Genomic DNA, 18,582 nt, shown 5'->3' with positions numbered 1-18,582 from the left:
CTTTTTCTCCCAGAAAGGACTTCCTGATGAAACTCGTTCGCTATGGCAACCCCGGCAAGGAAAAGCCCGGCTTGATCGACGACAACGGCCAGCTGCGCGATCTCAGCGCCGTGGTCGGCGATTTCGGCGGCAGCCAGCTCGGCGATGCCGCGCTCGCCAAGCTGCGCAAGCTCAAGACCGACAAGCTGCCGCTGGTCAAGGGAAAGCCGCGCTACGGTTGCCCTGTTGCGAACGTCAGCAAGTTCATCGCCATCGGGCTCAACTATGCGGACCACGCCGCCGAGTCCGGCATGCCCATTCCGAAGGAGCCGGTGGTGTTCACCAAGGCCGTCAGCTGCATCCAGGGCCCGAACGACCCGGTGATGCTGCCCAAGGGTTCGGTCAAGGGCGACTGGGAGGTCGAGCTCGGCGTGGTCATCGGCACGCGCGCGCGCTGCGTCTCGCAGAAGGACGCGCTCAACTACGTGGCCGGCTACTGCCTGATCAATGACGTGAGCGAGCGCGAATGGCAGCTCGAGCACGGCCTGACCTGGGACAAGGGCAAGGGCTTCGACACTTTCGGCCCGATCGGTCCGTGGCTCGTCACGCGCGACGAAGTGCCCAACCCGCAGAAGCTCGGCATGTGGCTCGACGTCAACGGCAAGCGCATGCAGACCGGCAACACCAAGACCATGATCTTCAACGTCGCCAAGCTCGTGAGCTACGTGAGTGCGCTGAACACGCTGGAACCCGGCGACATCATCACCACCGGCACGCCACCCGGCGTCGGCATGGGCATCAAGCCGACGCCCGTGTTTCTCAAGAAGGGCGATGTGATGACGCTGGGTATCGATGGGCTTGGCGAGCAGCGGCAGGAAGTCGTTCCATTCAAGATTTAGCTCGCCCCCAGGCTGCGCGCACTTCGTGCGCTCCTCCTTCCCCCTGCCGGGGGCAACACCAGCGGCCCGGAAGGCTTGTTGCTCGCCCCCAGGCTGCGCGCACTTCGTGCGCTCCTCCCACCCCCTACCGGGGGCAACACCAGCGGGCCGGCAAAGCCGGTTCCGCGGTGTTTCTGGAATTGAGCTGCGCCTGATTTGACGTCTGGGCGCACATCGGTTTTCCACCACGCTATCGCGTGACCCGCGACGCATGAGACCGATGCGGCAGGGCGAGGGCAGTTCGTGGGCACCCGCGGAGCCGGCTTCGCCGGGCCGCCGGGTGCGCCCCCTCGGGGGGAGGCGCCGCAGGCGCTTCGGGGGGTTACCGTTGAAACGCGAAATCGACTTCCGGTGCGAGCCCGCTCACGATGTGCGCGATCGACTTGCCCGAGCCGCACGCATGCGTCCAGCCCAGTGTGCCGTGGCCGGTGTTCAGGAAGAAGTTGGGCAGGCGCGTCTTGCCGATCATTGGCACGTTGCTGGGCGTTGCGGGGCGCAGGCCGGTCCAGAACTGGGCGCGCGTTGTGTCGCCGGCGCCCGGGAAGAGTTGTTCCACGCGCCGCACGATCGCCTCGCAACGGACGCGGTTCAGGTCGCGGTCGTAGCCGTTGAGCTCGGCCGTGCCGGCAATGCGCATGCGGTCGCCGCGGCCGTCTTCCGAGGTGTAGCGCGAGAACACGAGCTTGAACTCGTCATCGGTCAGCGAGACCTGGTACGCCTTCGACGCATCCTTTACCGGCAGCGTCACCGAATAGCCCTTGGCCGGATAGATCGGCAAGTCGATGCCCAGCGGCTTGGCATAGATGGGGCTCAACGAGCCCATCGCCATCACATACGCGTCCGCCTGCAGGCGCTGGAAGCGGCCCTCGATGTCAGTGGCTTCGACGTGCTCGATGTTGCCGCCGGCTTCGCGGATCGCGGTCACGGTGTGGCTCATCAGGAATTTCACGCCGCCCACTTCGCAGAGCTTGACCAGTTCGCGCGCAAATCGGTTGGCGTCGCCCGATTCGTCTTCGGCCGTGTAGGTGGCGCCGGCGAGTTGCGGACGGATGTGTGCCAATGCCGGCTCGAGCTTTACCGCTTCGTCGGCGGATATGACGACACGTTCGCAGCCCAATGCGCGCATTTGCTCGGCCGGCTTCAAGGCGCCATCGAACTCTTTTTGCGTCGTGTAGAAATGCAGGATGCCCTGCGTGCGCTGGTCGTAGCCGAGGCCGGTTTCGCGACGCAGTTCCTGCAGCATGCTGCGGCTGTAGGTGCCAAGGCGCACGATCTGCTCGATGTTGTGCCGGGTGCGCGCCGGCGTGCATTCGCGCAGGAACTGCAAGCCCCACATCCACTGCCGCATGTCGGCACGGATGCGAAACAGGAGGGGCGCGTCTTCCTTGCCCAGCCATTGCAACACCTTGATCGGCGCGCTTGGGTTGGCCCACGGCTCGGCGTGGCTGACGGAGATCTGGCCGCCGTTGGCAAAGCTGGTTTCAGCGGCCGGTGTGGCCTGGCGGTCGACCACGGTGACTTCGTGGCCGAGCTTCTGGAGGTAATAGGCCGAGGTGACGCCGAGCAAGCCGGCGCCCAATACGATCACGCGCATGAGAGGTCCTTTGAAAGTGATTTCAAAAGCCGCTCCCCCTGTCCTTGGTACCTGAGAGTTTCGACCTTGGCGCCCGCCAGGGTGTTGCTCCTTCGGTGCATCAGGCGTGGGCCTGATGGCTCTCCAGACGGCGATATCGATGGATGCAGTACATGGCCACGGGGCCGACCTGAGCGTTCATGGGAGTTTGCGCCTTCGGTGGAGCGACCGCGGTCGCTCGCTCTCCTGCAATCGGCGATTCTAGTTTCGGACGTGCCAAGGCGGCAACTGGAAGCAATTGAAGCCTGCCACTTTGACCTTGATCTGTCCCTGCGCTACCACGCGAAGCTCAGTGCGGGCCCAGGTCTGGCGCGATCGGCGAGTCAATGCCGGCAATTGTTCAACGTGAAGGTCGGCTGCGACTTGTGCGAAAGACTTGGAGACACCGGCGCGGCGAGCGCATTGTGGGTGTTGGGCCTGACGAGTCTGGCCGCCTGGGAAACCGGTGCCAATGCACTGGTGATCAACACACGGCGCAACGATGGCGCGACCGTCCTGGCGCTGCAACCCATGACCGCAGCCTATCGTGCCCTATTCAAGAAGCGTCCCTGTGAAGCCATCTGCCGCGCTTTGCCGGCGACGTGATCCAGCCTTCAAAGGGTCGCTCCATGGTTAGAGCTTGGTGAAAGAGCAGCGCTCACTATCTGCAGGGTCCAGAAGCAAAGGATCCCCAGCGCCGCGCTACCGCATCAGGGCGTGGATCCGATGCAGTGCGCGGCGAGCATCGTGCTGGGCCTGCAGAGCCTCGTTTCACGCGAAATCAGCGCACACCAGGCCGCCGTCGTCACCGTGGGGGCGATGCAGGCGGGCGAGGTCTACAACATCGTGCCCGAACAGGCCGTGCTCAAGATCGGCGTGCGTGCGCTCGACCCCGCGGTGCGCGCGCAGATCGAACGGCGGCTGCAGGCGTTCGTGCACGCGCAGGCCGACAGCTATGGCCTGAAGTGCGAGGTCGACTACCGCCAGCAGTATCCGGTGCTGGTCAGCCATGCGGACGAGACCGCGTTCGCTCGGGGGGTGGCGGTGGACCTGCTGGGTGCCGACAAGGTCCGCGAACGGATGCCCACCATGGGCAGCGAAGACTTCGCCTACATGCTGCAGGCAGTTCCCGGCGCCTACATGGTGCTGGGCAACGGGACCGGCGAGGATGGAGGCTGCCTGTTCCACACCCCGCGCTTCGACTTCAACGACCGAGCCTTGCCGCTGGGGGCGGCCTATTGGGTCCGACTGGCGCAGACTTTCTTGATCTGATCCACTTACTTCGGTGAAAAGGATCTCGACGAGCAAGGCCCGAGCAGCCTTGCCGGAGCGATCGCGGCTCACCCGGTGCAACGCCTTGCTGCCGATGAAATCGGCGCCTTTGCTTGTGGCCATTGGTGATGCGAAACGACGCCAGAAATTCGCCTTCGACGCCCAATAGCCCGGTAATCTAGTGGGTCTTTGCGCTTCTCTTCGAAACGAATCCACTACAAAATAGCACGACCGTTCGTATTATTAATTGCCGCCCATGCCCATCTCCGCCGCCTCGGCCAAGTCCTCGCGCTCCGCCCTGAAGGGCCAGCAAACCAAGGCTGCCATCGTCGACGCCGCGCTGAACCTGGCCGCGCAGATCGGGCTCGAGGGCTTGTCGATCGGCGCCGTGGCCGAACTCACGCAGATGAGCAAATCGGGCGTGTTCGCCCACTTCGGTTCGCGCGAAGAGTTGCAGATCTCCGTGGTCCGCGAGTATCACTCGCGCTTCGAGCAGGAAGTGTTCTATGCCGCGATGTCGGCGCCGCGCGGACTGCCCCGTCTGCGCGCGATGTTCGACAACTGGATGAAGCGCACCTCGGTCGAGATCGACTCGGGCTGCATCTACATCAGCGGCGCCACCGAATTCGACGACCGCCCGGGCCCGGTGCGCGATGCGCTGGTCGAATCGGTCAGCAAGTGGCAGGGGGCCGTCTTCCGCGCGGTGCAGCAGGCCACGGCAGAGGGCCACTTCCGCGAGGATGCCGACGAGCGCCAGATTGCCTTCGAGGTCCACGGCCTCATCCTCGCCCTCCATTACGAAGCGCGCTTTCTGCATGCGCCTGGCTCCCTCGATCGCGCCAGGATCGGCTTCGAAAACATCATCCAGCGCTGCGCGTCGCCGTCCGCGCCACGCCCCTCGCCGTCATCCTCGTCAACGATCAGATCCACGCGGCCGTCGCCGGCGCGCTGAGGCTGATCTCCTCTTTTTCAATCAAGACCACCCGCCCAGGAGCTTTCGTCCATGCCTTCCTACACCCCGCCGCTGCGTGACATGCAATTCGTGCTGCATGAAGTGTTTCATGTCGCCGATGAATTCAAGGCGATGCCCACCCACGCAGATACCGACGTCGACACGATCAACGCCGTGATCGAGGAAGCCGGCAAGTTCGCTTCCGAAATCACCTTCCCGCTGAACATTTCCGGCGACGAAGAGGGCTGCGTGCTCGACAAGTCGACGCACGAGGTGAAAGCACCGAAGGGCTTCAAGGAAGCCTATGCCCAGTTCATCGAAAGCGGCTGGCCCGCGCTGTCGTGCAGCCCCGAGTTCGGCGGCCAGGGCCTGCCCTATGTGCTGAACCAGTGCCTCTACGAAATGCTCAATGCGGCGAACCAGGCCTGGACCATGTACCCGGGCCTCTCGCACGGCGCCTACGAAGCCCTGCAGGCGCATGGCACCGACGCGCAGAAGAAGACCTACCTGCCCAAGCTGACCACCGGCGAATGGACCGGCACGATGTGCCTGACCGAGGCGCACTGCGGCACCGACCTCGGCATGCTGCGCACCAAGGCCGAGCCGCAGGCTGACGGCACCTACAAGATCACCGGCAACAAGATCTTCATCTCGGCCGGCGAGCACGACATGGTCGAGAACATCATCCACCTGGTGCTCGCGCGCCTGCCGGATGCACCGAAGGGGAGCAAGGGCATCAGCCTGTTCGCCGTGCCCAAGTTCAACGTGAACGCCGACGGCTCGCTGGGCAGCCGCAACCCGATCTACTGCGGCGGCCTCGAGCACAAGATGGGCATCCACGGCAACGCCACCGCGCAGATCGTCATCGACGGCGCCATCGGCACGATGGTCGGCGAGCCCAACAAGGGCCTGGCCGCGATGTTCGTGATGATGAACGCCGCTCGCCTGGGCGTGGGCAACCAGTCGCTGGGCCTCACCGAAGTCGCGTACCAGAACGCGCTCGCCTATGCCAAGGACCGCGTCCAGATGCGTTCGCTGACCGGCGTGAAGGCCAAGGAAAAGGAAGCCGACCCGATCATCGTCCACCCCGACGTGCGCAAGATGCTGCTGACCGCCAAGGCCTATGCGGAAGGCGGCCGCGCACTGCAGGTGTTCTGCACGCTGCTGCTCGACAAGGAACACCACCATCCGGATGAAAAGGTGCGCAAGGACTCGGGCGAACTCGTCGCACTGCTGACGCCGATCGTCAAGGCCTTCATCACCGACAACGGCTACATCGCCACCAACGCCTGCATGCAGGTCTTCGGCGGCCACGGCTTCATCAAGGAATGGGGCATGGAGCAGTTCGTGCGCGACAACCGCATCAACATGATCTATGAAGGCACCAACACCATCCAGTCGCTGGACCTGCTGGGCCGCAAGGTGCTGGGCAACAACGGCGCGACGCTGAAGAAGTTCGGCAAGCTGGTCGGCGCGCTGGTGGCCGAGGAAGGCGTCAACGAGAAGATGAGCGAGTTCATCACGCCCATCGCCATGCTCGGCGACCAGCTCACCAAGTTCACGACCGAAGTCGGCTTCAAGGGCTTCCAGAACCCCGACGAGGTGGGCGCCGCGGCTGTCGACTACCTGCGCGTTGCCGGGCACTTCGTGTTCGGCTACCTGTTCGCCCGCATGGCGCAGGTGGCGCTGCGCGAGATCGCCGCCGGCAACGCCGACCCGTTCTACGTCGGCAAGCTGCAGACCGCGCGCTTCTACTTTGCCAAGCTGTTCCCCGAGACTGCCACGCTGATGCGTACCGCGCGCGCCGGCAGCAAGGTCCTGATGGACACCGACGCGGCACTCGCCTGAATTCCATCCACGGAGAGGACGACCATGAAACTTGCACTGTCAGCGATTCTTCTTGCCTCCACTGTCACCACTGCGTTCGCGCAGATGACGCCGGTGGGCGCCTGGCACACCATCGACGACAAGACCAGCGAGGTCAAGTCGCAGATCCGCATCACCGAATCCGGCGGCGTGGTGAGTGGCCGCATCGAGAAGCTGTTGCGCAAGGATGCCAAGCAGGACGCGGTGTGCGACGAGTGCACCGACGACCGCAAGGGCAAGCCCATGGTCGGCCTGGAGATCATCCGCGGCGCGAAGAAGGCCGAAGGCAAGGACGTCTGGGAAGACGGAAAGATCCTCGACCCCGAAAACGGCAAGACCTACACGCTTCGCCTGACCCCGATCGAGGGCGGCAAGAAGCTCGAAGTGCGCGGCTCGGTGCTCGGCATCGGCCGGACTCAAACCTGGACCCGCGTCCAGTAAGAAACATCAGACGGAAAGTACATGTCCCGATTTCAAGTGAAGAAAGTCGCCGTGCTCGGCGCCGGCGTGATGGGCGCGCAGATCGCTGCGCACCTGGTCAACGTCCGTGTGCCGGTGGTGCTGTTCGACCTGGCGGCCAAGGATGCGACCGGCGCGGTCGCCCAGGGTGCGGCCAAGAACGGCATCGTCACGCGCGCCATCGACAACCTCAAGAAGCTCAAGCCCGCGCCGCTGGGCGACGTCGCCGATGCCGCGTTGATCGAAGTGGCCAACTACGAGGACGACCTGGCCAGGCTCGGCGAATGCGACCTCGTGATCGAGGCCATCGCGGAACGCATGGACTGGAAGCTCGACCTCTACCGGAAGATCGCGCCGCACGTGTCGAAGACCGCGATCCTGGCCTCGAACACCTCGGGCCTGTCGATCACCAAGCTCAGCGAAGCGCTGCCTGAAGCGTTGAAGCCGCGCTTCTGCGGCATCCACTTCTTCAACCCGCCGCGCTACATGTTCCTGGTCGAGCTGATCAACACGCCGACCACCGAGGCCGTGGTGCTCGACCAGCTCGAAGCCTTCGTCACCAGCACGCTCGGCAAGGGCGTGGTGCGCGCGCGCGACACGCCCAACTTCATCGCCAACCGCGTCGGCATCGCCGGCATGCTGGCGACGCTGAAGGAAGTCGAGAAGTTCGGCCTGACGCCGGACGTGGTCGACGACCTCACCGGCAAGAAGCTCGGCCGCGCGAGTTCGGGCACCTTCCGCACTGCCGACGTGGTGGGCCTGGACACGCTGGCCCACGTGGTCAAGACGCTGCAGGACAACCTCGACGAGAAGAGCGATCCGTTCTATCCGAACTTCGCCACGCCGCCGGTGCTGGCCAAGCTGATCGAGATGGGCAATCTCGGCCAGAAGGCCAAGGCGGGCTTCTTCAAGAAGGCCGGCCGCGACATCCTGCGCTTCGACCTGGCCAAGGGCGACTACGTGCCTTCCGGCGAGAAGGCCGACGAGGTCTATGGCCGCATGCTCAAGAAGCCGGCTGGCGAGCGCCTGAAGCTGCTGCGAGAGAGCGAAGGCCCGCAGGGCCAGTTCCTCTGGGCCATCCTGCGCGACAGCTTTCACTACGCGGCCATCCACCTCGCGACCATCGCCGAAAGCGCACGCGACATCGACTTCGCGATGCGCTGGGGCTTCGGCATGAAGCAGGGCCCGTTCGAGTTGTGGCAGGAAGCCGGCTGGTCGCAGGTGGCGAAGTGGATCCAGGAAGACATCGACGCCGGCAAGGCCCTGACCAGCGCGCCGTTGCCGAAATGGGTGTTCGAAGGCCCGGTCGCGGAAGCGGGCGGCGTGCACACGGCCGCGGGTTCGTGGAGCGCCTCGGCCAACGCCTTCGTGCCGCAGCGCAGGCTGCCGGTGCATGCGCGCCAGCTGTTCCCTGAAACCGTGCTCGGCGCCAATGCGCCCGATGCCAGCACCGCCGGCACCACGATCAGCGACGAAGGCGACGTGCGCGTGTGGACGCTCGATGGCGAAGTGCTCATCGCGAGCATCCATTCGAAGATGCACGCGATCAGCCCCGACGTGGCCGAGGCGCTCGCCGCGGCGGTCGACCTGGCCGAAGCCGAATACAAGGGCCTGGTGATCTGGTCGCCCGACGAGATGTTCTCGGTCGGCGCCGACCTGCAAGCCATGCTGCCGGCCCTGGTGGTCGCCGGCATCGGTGCCGTCGAAGGCGCCGTCGGCGAATTGCAGCGGGTGATGCTCAGGCTGCGCTACAGCAGCGTGCCCGTCGTGTCGGCCGTGCGCGGCATGGCGCTCGGCGGCGGTTGCGAAATGGCCGTGTACTCGTCGAAGCGTGTCGCGGCCATGGAAAGCTACATGGGCCTGGTCGAGGTCGGCGTGGGCCTGGTCCCGGGCGCTGGCGGCCTGACCTACATTGCACGCCGCGCGGCCGAAAACGCAGCCGCATCGACCGGCAGCGACCTGCTGCCCTTCCTGACCGAAGGCTTCACGGCCGCCGCGATGGCGAAGGTCGGCACCGGCGCACTTGATTCGAAAAAGCTCGGCTTCCTGCTCGACAGCGACGTGATCGTGCCGAACAAGGACGAGCTGCTCTACGTCGCGCTGGAGCAGGCGAAGGCCATGGCCGATGCCGGCTATCGGCCACCCCTGCGCCGCACTTTCCGCGTCGCGGGCCGCAGCGGCGCCGCGACGATCAAGGGCCAGTTGGTGAACATGCGCGACGGCGGCTTCATCAGCGCGCACGACTTCCACATCGCCAGCCTGATCGCGGGCGTCGTCACCGGTGGCGACATCGACGCCGGCGCGCTCGTGACCGAGGAATACCTGATGGCGCTCGAGCGCAAGGCGTTCTGCTCGCTGCTGGTCCACCCCAAGACGCAAGAGCGAATCATGGGGATGCTGTCGACCGGCAAGCCCGTGCGCAACTGATCCAGTGGCTCCGTGAGCAACGACAACGCATCCAGTCCCGTCTCCCGCTCGCGGGAGAGGGCGCCAGACAACAGGACATGACGACATGAAACAAGTTCAAGACGCCTACATCGTCTCCGCCACCCGCACGCCGATCGGCAAGTCGCATCGCGGCTACTTTCGCAACTACCGGCCCGACGACCTGCTGGCGACCACGCTGAAAGCGGCGCTGGCGGCCGTGCCGAACCTCGATCCGAAGGCCATCGAGGACATCATCTGCGGCTGCGCGATTCCGGAAGCGCAGCAGGGCCTCAACGTCGCGCGCATCGGCGCGGTGCTGGCCGGTTTGCCCAACAGCATCGGCGGCATCACGGTCAACCGCTTCTGCGCGTCAGGCCTGTCGGCGGTGCAGATGGCCGCGGACCGCATCCGCGTCGGCGAGGCCGACGTGATGATCGCGGCCGGCGTCGAAAGCATGAGCATGGTGCCGATGATGGGCAACGCGCCCTCGATGTCGCCCTCGATCTTCGAGCGCGCGGACGACATCGGCATCGCCTACGGCATGGGCCTCACGGCCGAGAAGGTGGCGCAGCAGTGGAAGGTGAGCCGCGAGGCGCAGGATGCCTTTGCGCTGGCGTCCCACCAGAAGGCGCTGGCCGCGCAGGCCGCCGGCGAGTTCGCCGACGAGATCACGCCGATCGAAGTGACCGACCGCGCGCCCAACCTCGCCACCGGCGACTCGGTCGCGAAGACCCGCACCGTCAGCCTCGATGAAGGCGCGCGCCCCGACACCACCATCGAAGGCCTGGCCAGGCTGCGCGCCGTGTTCGCCGCGCGCGGCACGGTCACGGCGGGCAACAGCTCGCAGACCTCCGACGGCGCCGGCGCGCTGATCCTGGCGAGCGAGAAGGCGGTCAAGCAGTTCGGCCTGACGCCGCTCGCGCGCTTCGTGAGCTTCGCCAGCAAGGGCGTGCCGCCGCACATCATGGGCATTGGCCCGATCGAGGCGATCCCGGCGGCGCTGCGCTACGCCGGCCTGAAGCACGAGGACATCGACTGGTTCGAGCTGAACGAAGCCTTCGCGGCGCAGTCGCTGGCGGTGATGAACACGCTGGGCCTCGACCCGAGCAAGGTCAACCCGATGGGCGGCGCGATCGCCCTGGGCCATCCGCTCGGCGCGACCGGCGCGATCCGTTCGGCGACCGTGGTGCATGCGCTGCGCCGCAAGAATCTCAAGTACGGCATGGTGACCATGTGCGTCGGCATGGGGCAGGGCGCAGCCGGTATCTTCGAAAGGGTGTAGCGGCCACTGCGCGGGCGATCCGCGGCGTCGCGGGGCCGGTCGGAAAACCCTCGCGACCTCGAAAGGCCAGCGTCGCCTCCATGACCGCCTGAGGACGTCTTCCCATGCAAACTGCCGACATGACAGCCACACACACTTTCGACAAGGCGCTCGCGCTGAAGCCCGGTCCCGTTCGCCCCGGCCACTACTTCGGCGTGACCAGCCCCGACTACTGGAACATGGTCGGCCCGTTCGGCGGCACCACGGCGGCCATCGTGCTGCAGTCGGTGTTGTCGCATCCGGACCTGCTCGGCGCGCCGATCGCGATCACCGTCAACTATGCATCGGCGGTCGAGGCCGGCCCGTTCGAGGTGCAGGCCACGCCGGTGCGCACCAACCGCTCGACCCAGCACTGGACCATCCATCTCACGCAGGCCGACGCCAATGGCGAACAACAGGTCAATACCACCGCAACGGTGGTCACGGCCGCGCGCCGCGAGACGTGGCGTGCAAGCGATATCCCCGTGCCCCAGGTGCCGCCGCCGGCCGAGGTCGCGCGCATGAACATCGGCCCGGCCGGGGTGGCCTGGCTGGCCCAGTACGAGCTGCGGCCGATCAGCGGGCACGTCCCGATCCGGTGGGACGGCAGCGGCGATCACAGCGAAACCCGCATCTGGCTGCGCGACGCCGAGCCGCGCGCGCTGGACTTCGCGTCGCTCGCGTCGATGAGCGACATGTTCTATCCGCGAATCTGGCTGCGCCGCGCCAGGCATGTCCCCGCGGGCACGGTCTCGATCACCACCTACTTTCACGCGGGCAAGACCGAGCTGGAGGCCGTCGGCACGGGCTACCTGCTCGGCCGTGCCACGGGGCAACGCTTCCACAATGGCTTCTTCGACCAGGCTGCGCAGTTGTGGAGCGAGGCCGGTGAGTTGTTGGCCACGTCAAACCAGATCGTCTACTTCAAGGAATAACGATGCAGAAAGCCGCACTGATCGTCGGCGCCGGCGATGCCACCGGCGGCGCCATCGCCCGCCGCTTTGCACGCGAGGGCTACGTCGCCTGCGTCACGCGCCGCAGCCTCGACAAGTTGCAGCCGCTGGTCGTACAGATCGAGGCCGATGGCGGCACGGCGCGGGCCTTTGCTTGCGACGCACGCAAGGAAGAGGAAGTGGTCAAGCTGGTCGAAGAGATCGAATCGACCATCGGCCCGATCGAGGTCATGGTGTTCAACATCGGCGCCAATGTGCCGGAGAGCATCCTGAACGAGACCGCGCGCAAGTACTTCAAGGTGTGGGAGATGGCCTGCTTCTCGGGCTTCCTCAACGGGCGCGAAGTGGCGAGGAAGATGGTTGCACGCAACGTGCCCGAAGGCGCGCACCGCGGCACGATCATCTTCACCGGCGCCACCGCTTCGTTGCGTGGCGCCGCGAACTTCGGTGCGTTCTCCGGCGCAAAGATGGCCTTGCGCGCGTTGGCGCAGGCGATGGCGCGCGAACTGGGCCCGCAGGGCATCCATGTCGCGCACGTAGTGGTCGACGGCGCCATCGACACCGAGTTCATCCGCAGCAACTTCCCCGACCGCTACGCCATGAAGGCGCAGGACGGCATCCTGAACCCTGACCACATCGCCGACATGTACTGGATGCTGCACGCGCAACCGCGCGACGCGTGGACGCACGAACTCGACCTGCGCCCCTGGTCGGAAAAATTCTGAACCGATCGACGACGACAAAGGAGACGACGTGACGAAATCAGTGGACTTCTATTTCGACTTCGGAAGCCCGGCCGCCTACCTGGCTGCGACGCAACTGCCGAAGATCGCCGCGGACGCCGGCGCCGCGCTGGTCTGGAAGCCGATGCTGCTCGGTGGCGTGTTCCAGGCCACCGGCAACCACTCGCCGACCGAGATCAAGCCGAAGGGCCCGTACATGACGGCGGACCTCCAGCGCTATGCCCGGCGTTACGGCGTGCCCTTTGCGCACAACCCGCACTTCCCGATCAACACGTTGCTGCTGATGCGCGCAGCCAGCGGCATCCAGGCGCAACAGCCGGAACGCTTTGCGGAATTCGTCGATGCGATCTTCAAGGCGATGTGGATCGACGGCCGCAACATGAACGACCCCGCCGTCGTCGGCGAGGTGCTGCAGGCTGCGGGTTTCGATGCGGCCGCCGTGCTCGCGCTGGCGAACGCGCAGGAAACCAAGGACAAACTCAAGGCGACCACCCAGGAGGCCGTCGAGCGCGGCGTGTTCGGCGCACCGACGATGTTTGTCGGCAAGGACATGTTCTGGGGCCAGGATCGCCTGGACTTCGTCCGCGAATACCTGGCCGCCTGAGCCATTCAGTTCATTCTCGAAAGGACCACCATGAGCGAAATCCTCGTCCACACCGAAGCCGGCGTGATGACCCTGACCTTCAACCGCGTCGACCGCAAGAACTCGATCAACGTCGCGATGTATGACGCGATGACCGATGCGCTCACGCAAGCGGCACCCGATGCCGCCGTGCGCGCCGTGCTGATCCAGGGCGACCCGACCGTGTTCAGCGCCGGCAACGACATCGGCGACTTCATGGCCGCCGCCGCCAAGCCGCCAGAGGCGACCGAGGCCGAATCGCCGGCGATCCGCTTCCTGCGCGCCATCGCGGCCTTCCCCAAGCCGATCGTCGCCAGCGTCTGCGGACCGGCCGTGGGCATCGGCACCACGCTGCTGTTCCATTGCGATCTGGTGATCGCGGGCGACAACGCCGCTTTCTCGATGCCCTTCGTCAACCTCGGCCTGGTGCCCGAGGCGGCGTCGAGCATGCTGGCGCCGCAGATGTTCGGCTACCACCGCGCCGCTGAAGCGCTGCTGCTTGGCGAGCCCTTCATGGCCGAGGCTGCGCTCGAGGTTGGCCTGGTGAACCGTGTGGTGCCGCCGACCGAAGCCAACAGCATTGCGCAGGCGCAAGCGCGCAAGCTCGCTGCCAAGCCGCTGTCGGCGCTGGTCGCAACCAAGCGCCTGCTCAAGATGTCGCAGCAGGCGGCAGTACAGGAGCGCATCGGCGTGGAAGCCGAGAGCTTTGCGCATTCGATGCGCGCGCCGGCCGCGAAGGAAGCGTTCAGTGCATTCATGGAGAAGCGCAAGCCGGACTTCTCGAAGGTGTGAGTGAGGACCCCCCCGATGCGCCTGCGGCGCCTCCCCCCAAGGGGGCGCACCCAGCGGCCCGGCAAAGCCGGTTCCGCGGGGGAAATGAAATACCCCCGAAGCGCCTGCGGCGCCTCCCCCCCAAGGGGGCGCACCCAGCGGCCCGGCAAAGCCGGTTCCGCGGGTGCCCGCGAACAGACTTCGCGGTGCTCGTCCTGGTTTCATGCGTCGCGAAAGACGCTCCAGCGCCTGAGCCGGGCGCTCAGCCCTGCTGCTCGATCGGTCGCGGCCGGCCCTGCATGTCGATGGCGACGTAGGTGAAGGTCGCCTGGGTCACCTTGATGTACTCACCCTGGGTGTGAAAGCGTTCGGCAAACACCTCCACCGTGACCGTCACCGAGGTGCGCCCGATGCGCACCAGCTTGGAATAGAACGACAGGATGTCGCCCAGGCGCACCGGCTGCTTGAAGATGAACTCGTTGACGGCCACCGTGGCCATGCGCCCCTTGGCATGGCGCGCCGGAATCACGGAGCCGGCCAAGTCGCACTGCGCCATGACCCAGCCGCCGAAGATGTCGCCGTTGGCATTGCAGTCGGCGGGCATCGGTATGACCTTGAGTACCAGTTCCATGTCGAGCGGGAGACTCTTGATGGGGGCGGCCTTGTTGGTGCTTGGAGAATGGGACATGGGCACAATCTGGTGAGAACAACAGCCTGGATTGTCTTTCATGCGCCGCAGCGGCGAAACACTTTCGCACCCCTCCCACGAAGGCGCCCACGCGCCGGCACGCAACGATCGCTCCGATTGGGCGACGCTGCGCCGTTTGTTTCCCTACCTCTGGCAATACAAGTGGCGCGTGCTCGCGGCGCTGAGCTTCATGGTGGGCGCCAAGGTCGCCAACGTCGGCGTTCCGGTGCTCCTGAAAAACCTGGTCGACACGATGACGCCCAAGCCCGACATCGCGCAGGCGCTGCTGGTCGTGCCGATTGCCTTGCTCGTGGCTTACGGGCTGCTGCGTTTTTCGACTTCGCTGTTCGGTGAGTTGCGCGAGCTGGTGTTCGCCAAGGCGACCGAGGGCGCCGCGCGCAGCATCTCGCTCGAGGTGTTCCGTCATCTGCATTCGCTGAGCCTGCGCTTTCACCTGGAGCGCCAGACCGGTGGCATGACGCGCGACATCGAGCGCGGCACGCGGGGCGTGCATTCGCTGATCTCGATGTCGCTCTACAGCATCGTGCCGACGATCATCGAGCTGACCCTGGTGCTGACCATCCTGGGCGTGAAGTTCGATTCGCTGTTCGTCTGGATCACGGCGGTGGCGCTGGTGCTCTACATCACCTTCACCGTGACGGTGACCGAGTGGCGCACAAAGTTTCGCAAGACCATGAACGAACTCGACTCGGTCGCGCAGAGCCGCGCGGTCGATTCGCTCCTGAACTACGAAACCGTCAAGTACTTCAACAACGAGGAGTTCGAGGCGCAGCGCTATGACGCGAGCCTCGACCGCTACCGCAAGGCAGCCATCAAGAGCCAGCGCACGCTGAGCATGCTCAACACCGGCCAGCAGATGCTGATTGCCGTGAGCCTCGTGCTGATGCTGTGGCGCGCCACGTCGGGCGTGGTCGAGGGGCGCATGACGCTGGGTGACCTGGTGATGGTGAATGCCTTCATGATCCAGCTCTACATCCCGCTGAACTTCCTGGGCGTGATCTACCGCGAGATCAAGCAGAGCCTGACCGACCTCGACAAGATGTTCGTGCTCATGGAAAAGGAACGCGAAGTCCGCGACGCGCCCGATGCAAGGCCGCTGCACCTGCGCCCTGTCCAGCCAGCGGATGCCACCGTCCGCTTCGAAGACGTGAGCTTCGCCTATGAACCCTCGCGCCCGATCCTCCGGCACGTCAGTTTCGAAATCCCGGCCGGCAAGACGGTAGCGGTCGTTGGTCCCTCGGGTTCCGGCAAGTCCACGCTGGCGAGGCTCATGTACCGCTTCTATGACGTTCAGCAAGGGCGCATCACCATCGGCGGGCAGGACATCCGCAAGGTCACTCAGGCCAGCGTGCGCCAGGCCATCGGCATCGTTCCGCAAGACACCGTGCTCTTCAACGACACCGTCGAATACAACATCGCCTACGGGCAGCCGGGCTCGACGCACGAGGAGGTCGAAGCCGCGGCCAAGGCCGCGCGCATCCACGACTTCATCGCCGCCACGCCCAGGGGCTACGCCACACCGGTCGGCGAGCGCGGGCTCAAGCTCTCCGGCGGCGAGAAGCAGCGCGTGGCCATTGCACGCACGCTGCTGAAGAACCCGCCGATCCTCATCTTCGACGAGGCGACGTCGGCACTCGATTCCGCCAATGAACGCGCCATTCAATCCGAGCTGCAGAGCGCCGCGCAGAACAAGACCACGCTGGTCATCGCGCACCGGCTGTCGACGGTTGTCGATGCCCATGAAATCCTCGTGCTCGAAGGCGGCGTCATCGTCGAGCGCGGCACGCATGGCGGGTTGCTCGCGCAGGACGGCCGCTACGCGCAGATGTGGGCCATGCAGCAGGTCGAAGCCGCCCCCGTGGTTCTCTAGGAGCTGATGCCGAATGTCCGACAAGATACCCCTGCTGGTCGTCCACACGCTGTCCAGCGAGCATCAGGCCCGTCTCGCCGAGCTGTATGACATGACCTATGCACCGACGCCAGCGGATCGCGTTGCGGCCATCGCGGCACGCGGCGCGGAGTTGCGCGCGGTGCTGACCATCGGCGTGCTCGGCGTCACGGCCGGCGAGATGGCTGCCATGCCAAAGCTCGAACTGATCTGCTGCATGGGCGCCGGCTACGAACTGGTCGACCTCGACGCCGCCCGCGCACGCGGCATCGTGGTCGCGAACGGCCAGGGCACCAACGACGACTGCGTGGCGGACCATGCCTTCGGCCTCGTCGTTTCCGCGGTGCGCAACTTCCGCAAGCTCGACCAGTTGTGCCGCGAAGGCGTGTGGCGGCTTGCCATTGCGCAGCCGCCCAACGTATCTGGCAAGCGCCTCGGCATCCTCGGCATGGGCGCCATCGGCCAGAAAATCGCCAGGCGCGCGGCTGGTTTCGACATGACGATCGGCTATCACAACCGCAATCCCAGGGAGGGCTTGCCGCACCAGTACTTCGGCAGCCTGAAGGCGCTGGCCGAATGGGCCGACGTGCTGGTGTGCGCCACGCCCGGTGGTCCGGCCACGAAGCACATCGTCAACGCCGAAATTCTCGATGCACTGGGACCACAGGGCTTCCTCGTCAACGTCGGCCGCGGCAGCGTGGTCGACACCGAAGCGCTCGCCGCGGCCCTGCGCGACAACCGCATCGCCGGCGCCGGCCTCGACGTCTACGAGAGCGAACCGAAGCGTCCCGAGCAACTCATCGGCTTCGACAACCTGATCATCACGCCGCACCTGGCCGGCTGGTCGCCCGAGGCGACAGAGACGTCATTCCTGCGCTTCCTGGCGAATGCCGAAGGGCACTTCGCGGGGCGAGGCGTGGTGACGCCGGTCTGACATTGAGCGATGCGGCCGGTCGACAAATGCCCTACAGGTCGAGCACCTTGTCCAGGCCCCGGTGCAGGCCGACCAGCCCTGAAACCTTTCGGATCGCCAGCAAGCCGCCGTCGACATAGGGCCGCGCCGTCGAGCCCGCGTTGTGGCGCAGCACGAGCGTCTGGTCGGGCATGCCGAACACGACGTCGACGCCGAGCACATGGCCGGGCAGGCGCACCGAGTGCACCTGAATGCCCTCCATCGTCGCGCCGCGCGCTTCGCCGGGGCCGTTGGCCTTGTCCGGCGCGATGGTCACATCGGGTTTGCGCACCTTCGACATGCGCGTGACGAGCTCACGCACCGTGCCGCTGGGCACATCGGCCTTGGTGGCGCTGCCGTAGTCGATGATTTCCCAGTTGGGCAAATGTTTGGCGGCAGCCTCGGCAAAGCGCTGCAGCAGCACGGCCGTCAACGCGAAGTTGCCGCAAGCCAGCACGCCGCGCTGCTTCTGGCGCGCGATTTCGTCGATTTCCGCATAGTCCTCCGTCGTGAGGCCCGACGTGGCGACCACGACGTGCGCCCCGTGCGCCAACGCTGTCAGGATGTTGGCCTTGGCGGACACGGGCTTGGTGTATTCGACGAACACGTCGCATGGCTCCGCGGCCATCGCATCGGCAGCGCTGGCATGCACGCTGCCGGCGAGCCGGGCATCCCCCAGCACATCGCCGAGCACGCGGCCCGCGTTCTTTCGCGAAACCGCGGCCACGAGTTGGAGGTCGGCGCAGGCCGCAATCCCCCTGGCCAATTCCGAGCCGGCCCAGCCGGTAGCGCCTGCGAGGCAGATCCTGAGGGTCATCGCATCTCCCATGAAAACCCGTGAGGTTGAAACGAACCACCGGCGCGCAGAATGGGTGCAATCGAGGATGCGAGGCGGTGACGGATGCTGCTAGACATGATGGTCGCTCTCTAGGCGAAGGAAGGCCCGTCTCCGGTATCGTGGATTGCGCACTCTACGAGTGCGCCGAGCCACATGCGGCGGGTTTCCCCAGCCGCAAACCGTATGGAGACGAGCCATGGACGAGAGTATCAATTTCTTCGTTGGTTTGGATGCCCACAAGGACAGCATTTCGGTTGCCGTGTGTGAAGCTGGGCGAGAGCCCAGCCGTTTCGTCGGCACC

17 protein-coding genes and 1 riboswitch are annotated in these 18,582 nt (G+C 65.6%); of the genes, 14 read left to right on the top strand and 3 right to left on the bottom strand.

Going from position 1 to position 18,582, the window contains the following annotated elements; translation table 11 throughout:
- Positions 1-26 precede the first annotated feature (26 nt).
- Entirely contained in the window at positions 27-878 is an 852-nt protein-coding gene (locus WKW80_RS18380; protein ID WP_340365005.1) for a fumarylacetoacetate hydrolase family protein, read from the top strand.
- Between the two features lie 361 nt (positions 879-1,239).
- On the opposite strand, the gene WKW80_RS18375 is transcribed toward WKW80_RS18380, so the two are convergent.
- On the bottom strand, positions 1,240-2,511 hold the full coding sequence (locus WKW80_RS18375; RefSeq protein ID WP_340365004.1) for a D-amino acid dehydrogenase: 1,272 nt from the start codon (positions 2,509-2,511) through the stop codon (positions 1,240-1,242).
- 28 nt (positions 2,512-2,539) lie between these two features.
- Positions 2,540-2,648: riboswitch (glycine riboswitch) on the bottom strand.
- A 61-nt stretch (positions 2,649-2,709) separates the two neighbouring features.
- Between WKW80_RS18375 and WKW80_RS18370 the strand changes: the two genes are divergently transcribed.
- The 11 genes from WKW80_RS18370 to WKW80_RS18320 all read left to right on the top strand — a co-directional run bounded on the left by WKW80_RS18370 (position 2,710) and on the right by WKW80_RS18320 (position 13,915).
- The gene (locus WKW80_RS18370; protein ID WP_340365003.1) at positions 2,710-3,135 is read left to right on the top strand and encodes a hypothetical protein; all 426 of its coding nucleotides are present in this window, start codon (positions 2,710-2,712) and stop codon (positions 3,133-3,135) included.
- A 57-nt stretch (positions 3,136-3,192) separates the two neighbouring features.
- On the top strand, positions 3,193-3,801 hold the full coding sequence (locus WKW80_RS18365) for a M20/M25/M40 family metallo-hydrolase (RefSeq protein WP_422822922.1): 609 nt from the start codon (positions 3,193-3,195) through the stop codon (positions 3,799-3,801).
- Between the two features lie 256 nt (positions 3,802-4,057).
- Positions 4,058-4,753 (top strand): TetR/AcrR family transcriptional regulator, encoded by a 696-nt coding sequence (locus WKW80_RS18360; RefSeq protein WP_340365002.1) that lies wholly within the window; start codon positions 4,058-4,060, stop codon positions 4,751-4,753.
- Between the two features lie 51 nt (positions 4,754-4,804).
- The gene (locus WKW80_RS18355) at positions 4,805-6,601 is read left to right on the top strand and encodes an acyl-CoA dehydrogenase C-terminal domain-containing protein (protein ID WP_340365001.1); all 1,797 of its coding nucleotides are present in this window, start codon (positions 4,805-4,807) and stop codon (positions 6,599-6,601) included.
- Positions 6,602-6,625: 24 nt separating this feature from the next.
- Positions 6,626-7,060, top strand: a complete 435-nt coding sequence (locus tag WKW80_RS18350; protein WP_340365000.1) for a DUF2147 domain-containing protein — start codon at positions 6,626-6,628, stop codon at positions 7,058-7,060.
- Between the two features lie 21 nt (positions 7,061-7,081).
- Positions 7,082-9,505 carry a 3-hydroxyacyl-CoA dehydrogenase/enoyl-CoA hydratase family protein gene (locus WKW80_RS18345; RefSeq protein WP_340364999.1) on the top strand — a complete coding sequence of 808 codons (2,424 nt, stop codon included), beginning with the start codon at positions 7,082-7,084 and terminating at the stop codon, positions 9,503-9,505.
- Positions 9,506-9,590: 85 nt separating this feature from the next.
- Positions 9,591-10,787 (top strand): acetyl-CoA C-acyltransferase, encoded by a 1,197-nt coding sequence (locus WKW80_RS18340; protein WP_340364998.1) that lies wholly within the window; start codon positions 9,591-9,593, stop codon positions 10,785-10,787.
- Positions 10,788-10,906: 119 nt separating this feature from the next.
- On the top strand, positions 10,907-11,740 hold the full coding sequence (locus tag WKW80_RS18335) for an acyl-CoA thioesterase (RefSeq protein WP_340364997.1): 834 nt from the start codon (positions 10,907-10,909) through the stop codon (positions 11,738-11,740).
- Positions 11,741-11,742: 2 nt separating this feature from the next.
- Positions 11,743-12,483: an SDR family oxidoreductase gene (locus WKW80_RS18330; protein WP_340364996.1), complete on the top strand. Its 741-nt coding sequence runs from the start codon at positions 11,743-11,745 to the stop codon at positions 12,481-12,483.
- Positions 12,484-12,511: 28 nt separating this feature from the next.
- Entirely contained in the window at positions 12,512-13,105 is a 594-nt protein-coding gene (locus WKW80_RS18325) for a 2-hydroxychromene-2-carboxylate isomerase (protein ID WP_340364995.1), read from the top strand.
- A 30-nt stretch (positions 13,106-13,135) separates the two neighbouring features.
- On the top strand, positions 13,136-13,915 hold the full coding sequence (locus tag WKW80_RS18320; protein ID WP_340364994.1) for an enoyl-CoA hydratase: 780 nt from the start codon (positions 13,136-13,138) through the stop codon (positions 13,913-13,915).
- Positions 13,916-14,156: 241 nt separating this feature from the next.
- On the opposite strand, the gene WKW80_RS18315 is transcribed toward WKW80_RS18320, so the two are convergent.
- The gene (locus WKW80_RS18315; RefSeq protein ID WP_340364993.1) at positions 14,157-14,582 is read right to left on the bottom strand and encodes an acyl-CoA thioesterase; all 426 of its coding nucleotides are present in this window, start codon (positions 14,580-14,582) and stop codon (positions 14,157-14,159) included.
- A gap of 40 nt (positions 14,583-14,622) precedes the next feature.
- On the opposite strand from WKW80_RS18315, the gene WKW80_RS18310 reads away from it, so the two are divergent.
- On the top strand, positions 14,623-16,473 hold the full coding sequence (locus WKW80_RS18310; RefSeq protein ID WP_340364992.1) for an ABCB family ABC transporter ATP-binding protein/permease: 1,851 nt from the start codon (positions 14,623-14,625) through the stop codon (positions 16,471-16,473).
- A 13-nt stretch (positions 16,474-16,486) separates the two neighbouring features.
- Positions 16,487-17,425 (top strand): 2-hydroxyacid dehydrogenase, encoded by a 939-nt coding sequence (locus WKW80_RS18305; RefSeq protein WP_340364991.1) that lies wholly within the window; start codon positions 16,487-16,489, stop codon positions 17,423-17,425.
- Between the two features lie 31 nt (positions 17,426-17,456).
- Here WKW80_RS18305 and dapB read toward each other — a convergent pair whose 3' ends face one another.
- Entirely contained in the window at positions 17,457-18,260 is an 804-nt protein-coding gene (dapB, locus tag WKW80_RS18300) for a 4-hydroxy-tetrahydrodipicolinate reductase (protein WP_340364990.1), read from the bottom strand.
- Positions 18,261-18,582 lie beyond the last annotated feature (322 nt).

Source organism: Variovorax humicola (genome assembly GCF_037889915.1).
Lineage (GTDB): Bacteria > Pseudomonadota > Gammaproteobacteria > Burkholderiales > Burkholderiaceae_C > Variovorax > Variovorax humicola.
Note: the sequence above shows the minus strand (reverse complement) of the source record. Positions and strands in the feature narration are given on the sequence as shown.

What these genes read in the sequence shown, in the direction of transcription:
- WKW80_RS18335 (WP_340364997.1), top strand. Translation starts at nt 10,907, where the DNA reads ATGACAGCCACACACACTTTCGACAAGGCGCTCGCGCTGAAGCCCGGT.
- WKW80_RS18380 (WP_340365005.1), top strand. Translation starts at nt 27, where the DNA reads ATGAAACTCGTTCGCTATGGCAACCCCGGCAAGGAAAAGCCCGGCTTG.
- WKW80_RS18355 (WP_340365001.1), top strand. Translation starts at nt 4,805, where the DNA reads ATGCCTTCCTACACCCCGCCGCTGCGTGACATGCAATTCGTGCTGCAT.
- WKW80_RS18315 (WP_340364993.1), bottom strand. Translation starts at nt 14,582, where the DNA reads ATGTCCCATTCTCCAAGCACCAACAAGGCCGCCCCCATCAAGAGTCTC.
- WKW80_RS18310 (WP_340364992.1), top strand. Translation starts at nt 14,623, where the DNA reads ATGCGCCGCAGCGGCGAAACACTTTCGCACCCCTCCCACGAAGGCGCC.
- WKW80_RS18345 (WP_340364999.1), top strand. Translation starts at nt 7,082, where the DNA reads ATGTCCCGATTTCAAGTGAAGAAAGTCGCCGTGCTCGGCGCCGGCGTG.
- WKW80_RS18375 (WP_340365004.1), bottom strand. Translation starts at nt 2,511, where the DNA reads ATGCGCGTGATCGTATTGGGCGCCGGCTTGCTCGGCGTCACCTCGGCC.
- WKW80_RS18340 (WP_340364998.1), top strand. Translation starts at nt 9,591, where the DNA reads ATGAAACAAGTTCAAGACGCCTACATCGTCTCCGCCACCCGCACGCCG.
- WKW80_RS18350 (WP_340365000.1), top strand. Translation starts at nt 6,626, where the DNA reads ATGAAACTTGCACTGTCAGCGATTCTTCTTGCCTCCACTGTCACCACT.
- WKW80_RS18320 (WP_340364994.1), top strand. Translation starts at nt 13,136, where the DNA reads ATGAGCGAAATCCTCGTCCACACCGAAGCCGGCGTGATGACCCTGACC.
- WKW80_RS18330 (WP_340364996.1), top strand. Translation starts at nt 11,743, where the DNA reads ATGCAGAAAGCCGCACTGATCGTCGGCGCCGGCGATGCCACCGGCGGC.
- WKW80_RS18305 (WP_340364991.1), top strand. Translation starts at nt 16,487, where the DNA reads ATGTCCGACAAGATACCCCTGCTGGTCGTCCACACGCTGTCCAGCGAG.
- WKW80_RS18360 (WP_340365002.1), top strand. Translation starts at nt 4,058, where the DNA reads ATGCCCATCTCCGCCGCCTCGGCCAAGTCCTCGCGCTCCGCCCTGAAG.
- dapB (WP_340364990.1), bottom strand. Translation starts at nt 18,260, where the DNA reads ATGACCCTCAGGATCTGCCTCGCAGGCGCTACCGGCTGGGCCGGCTCG.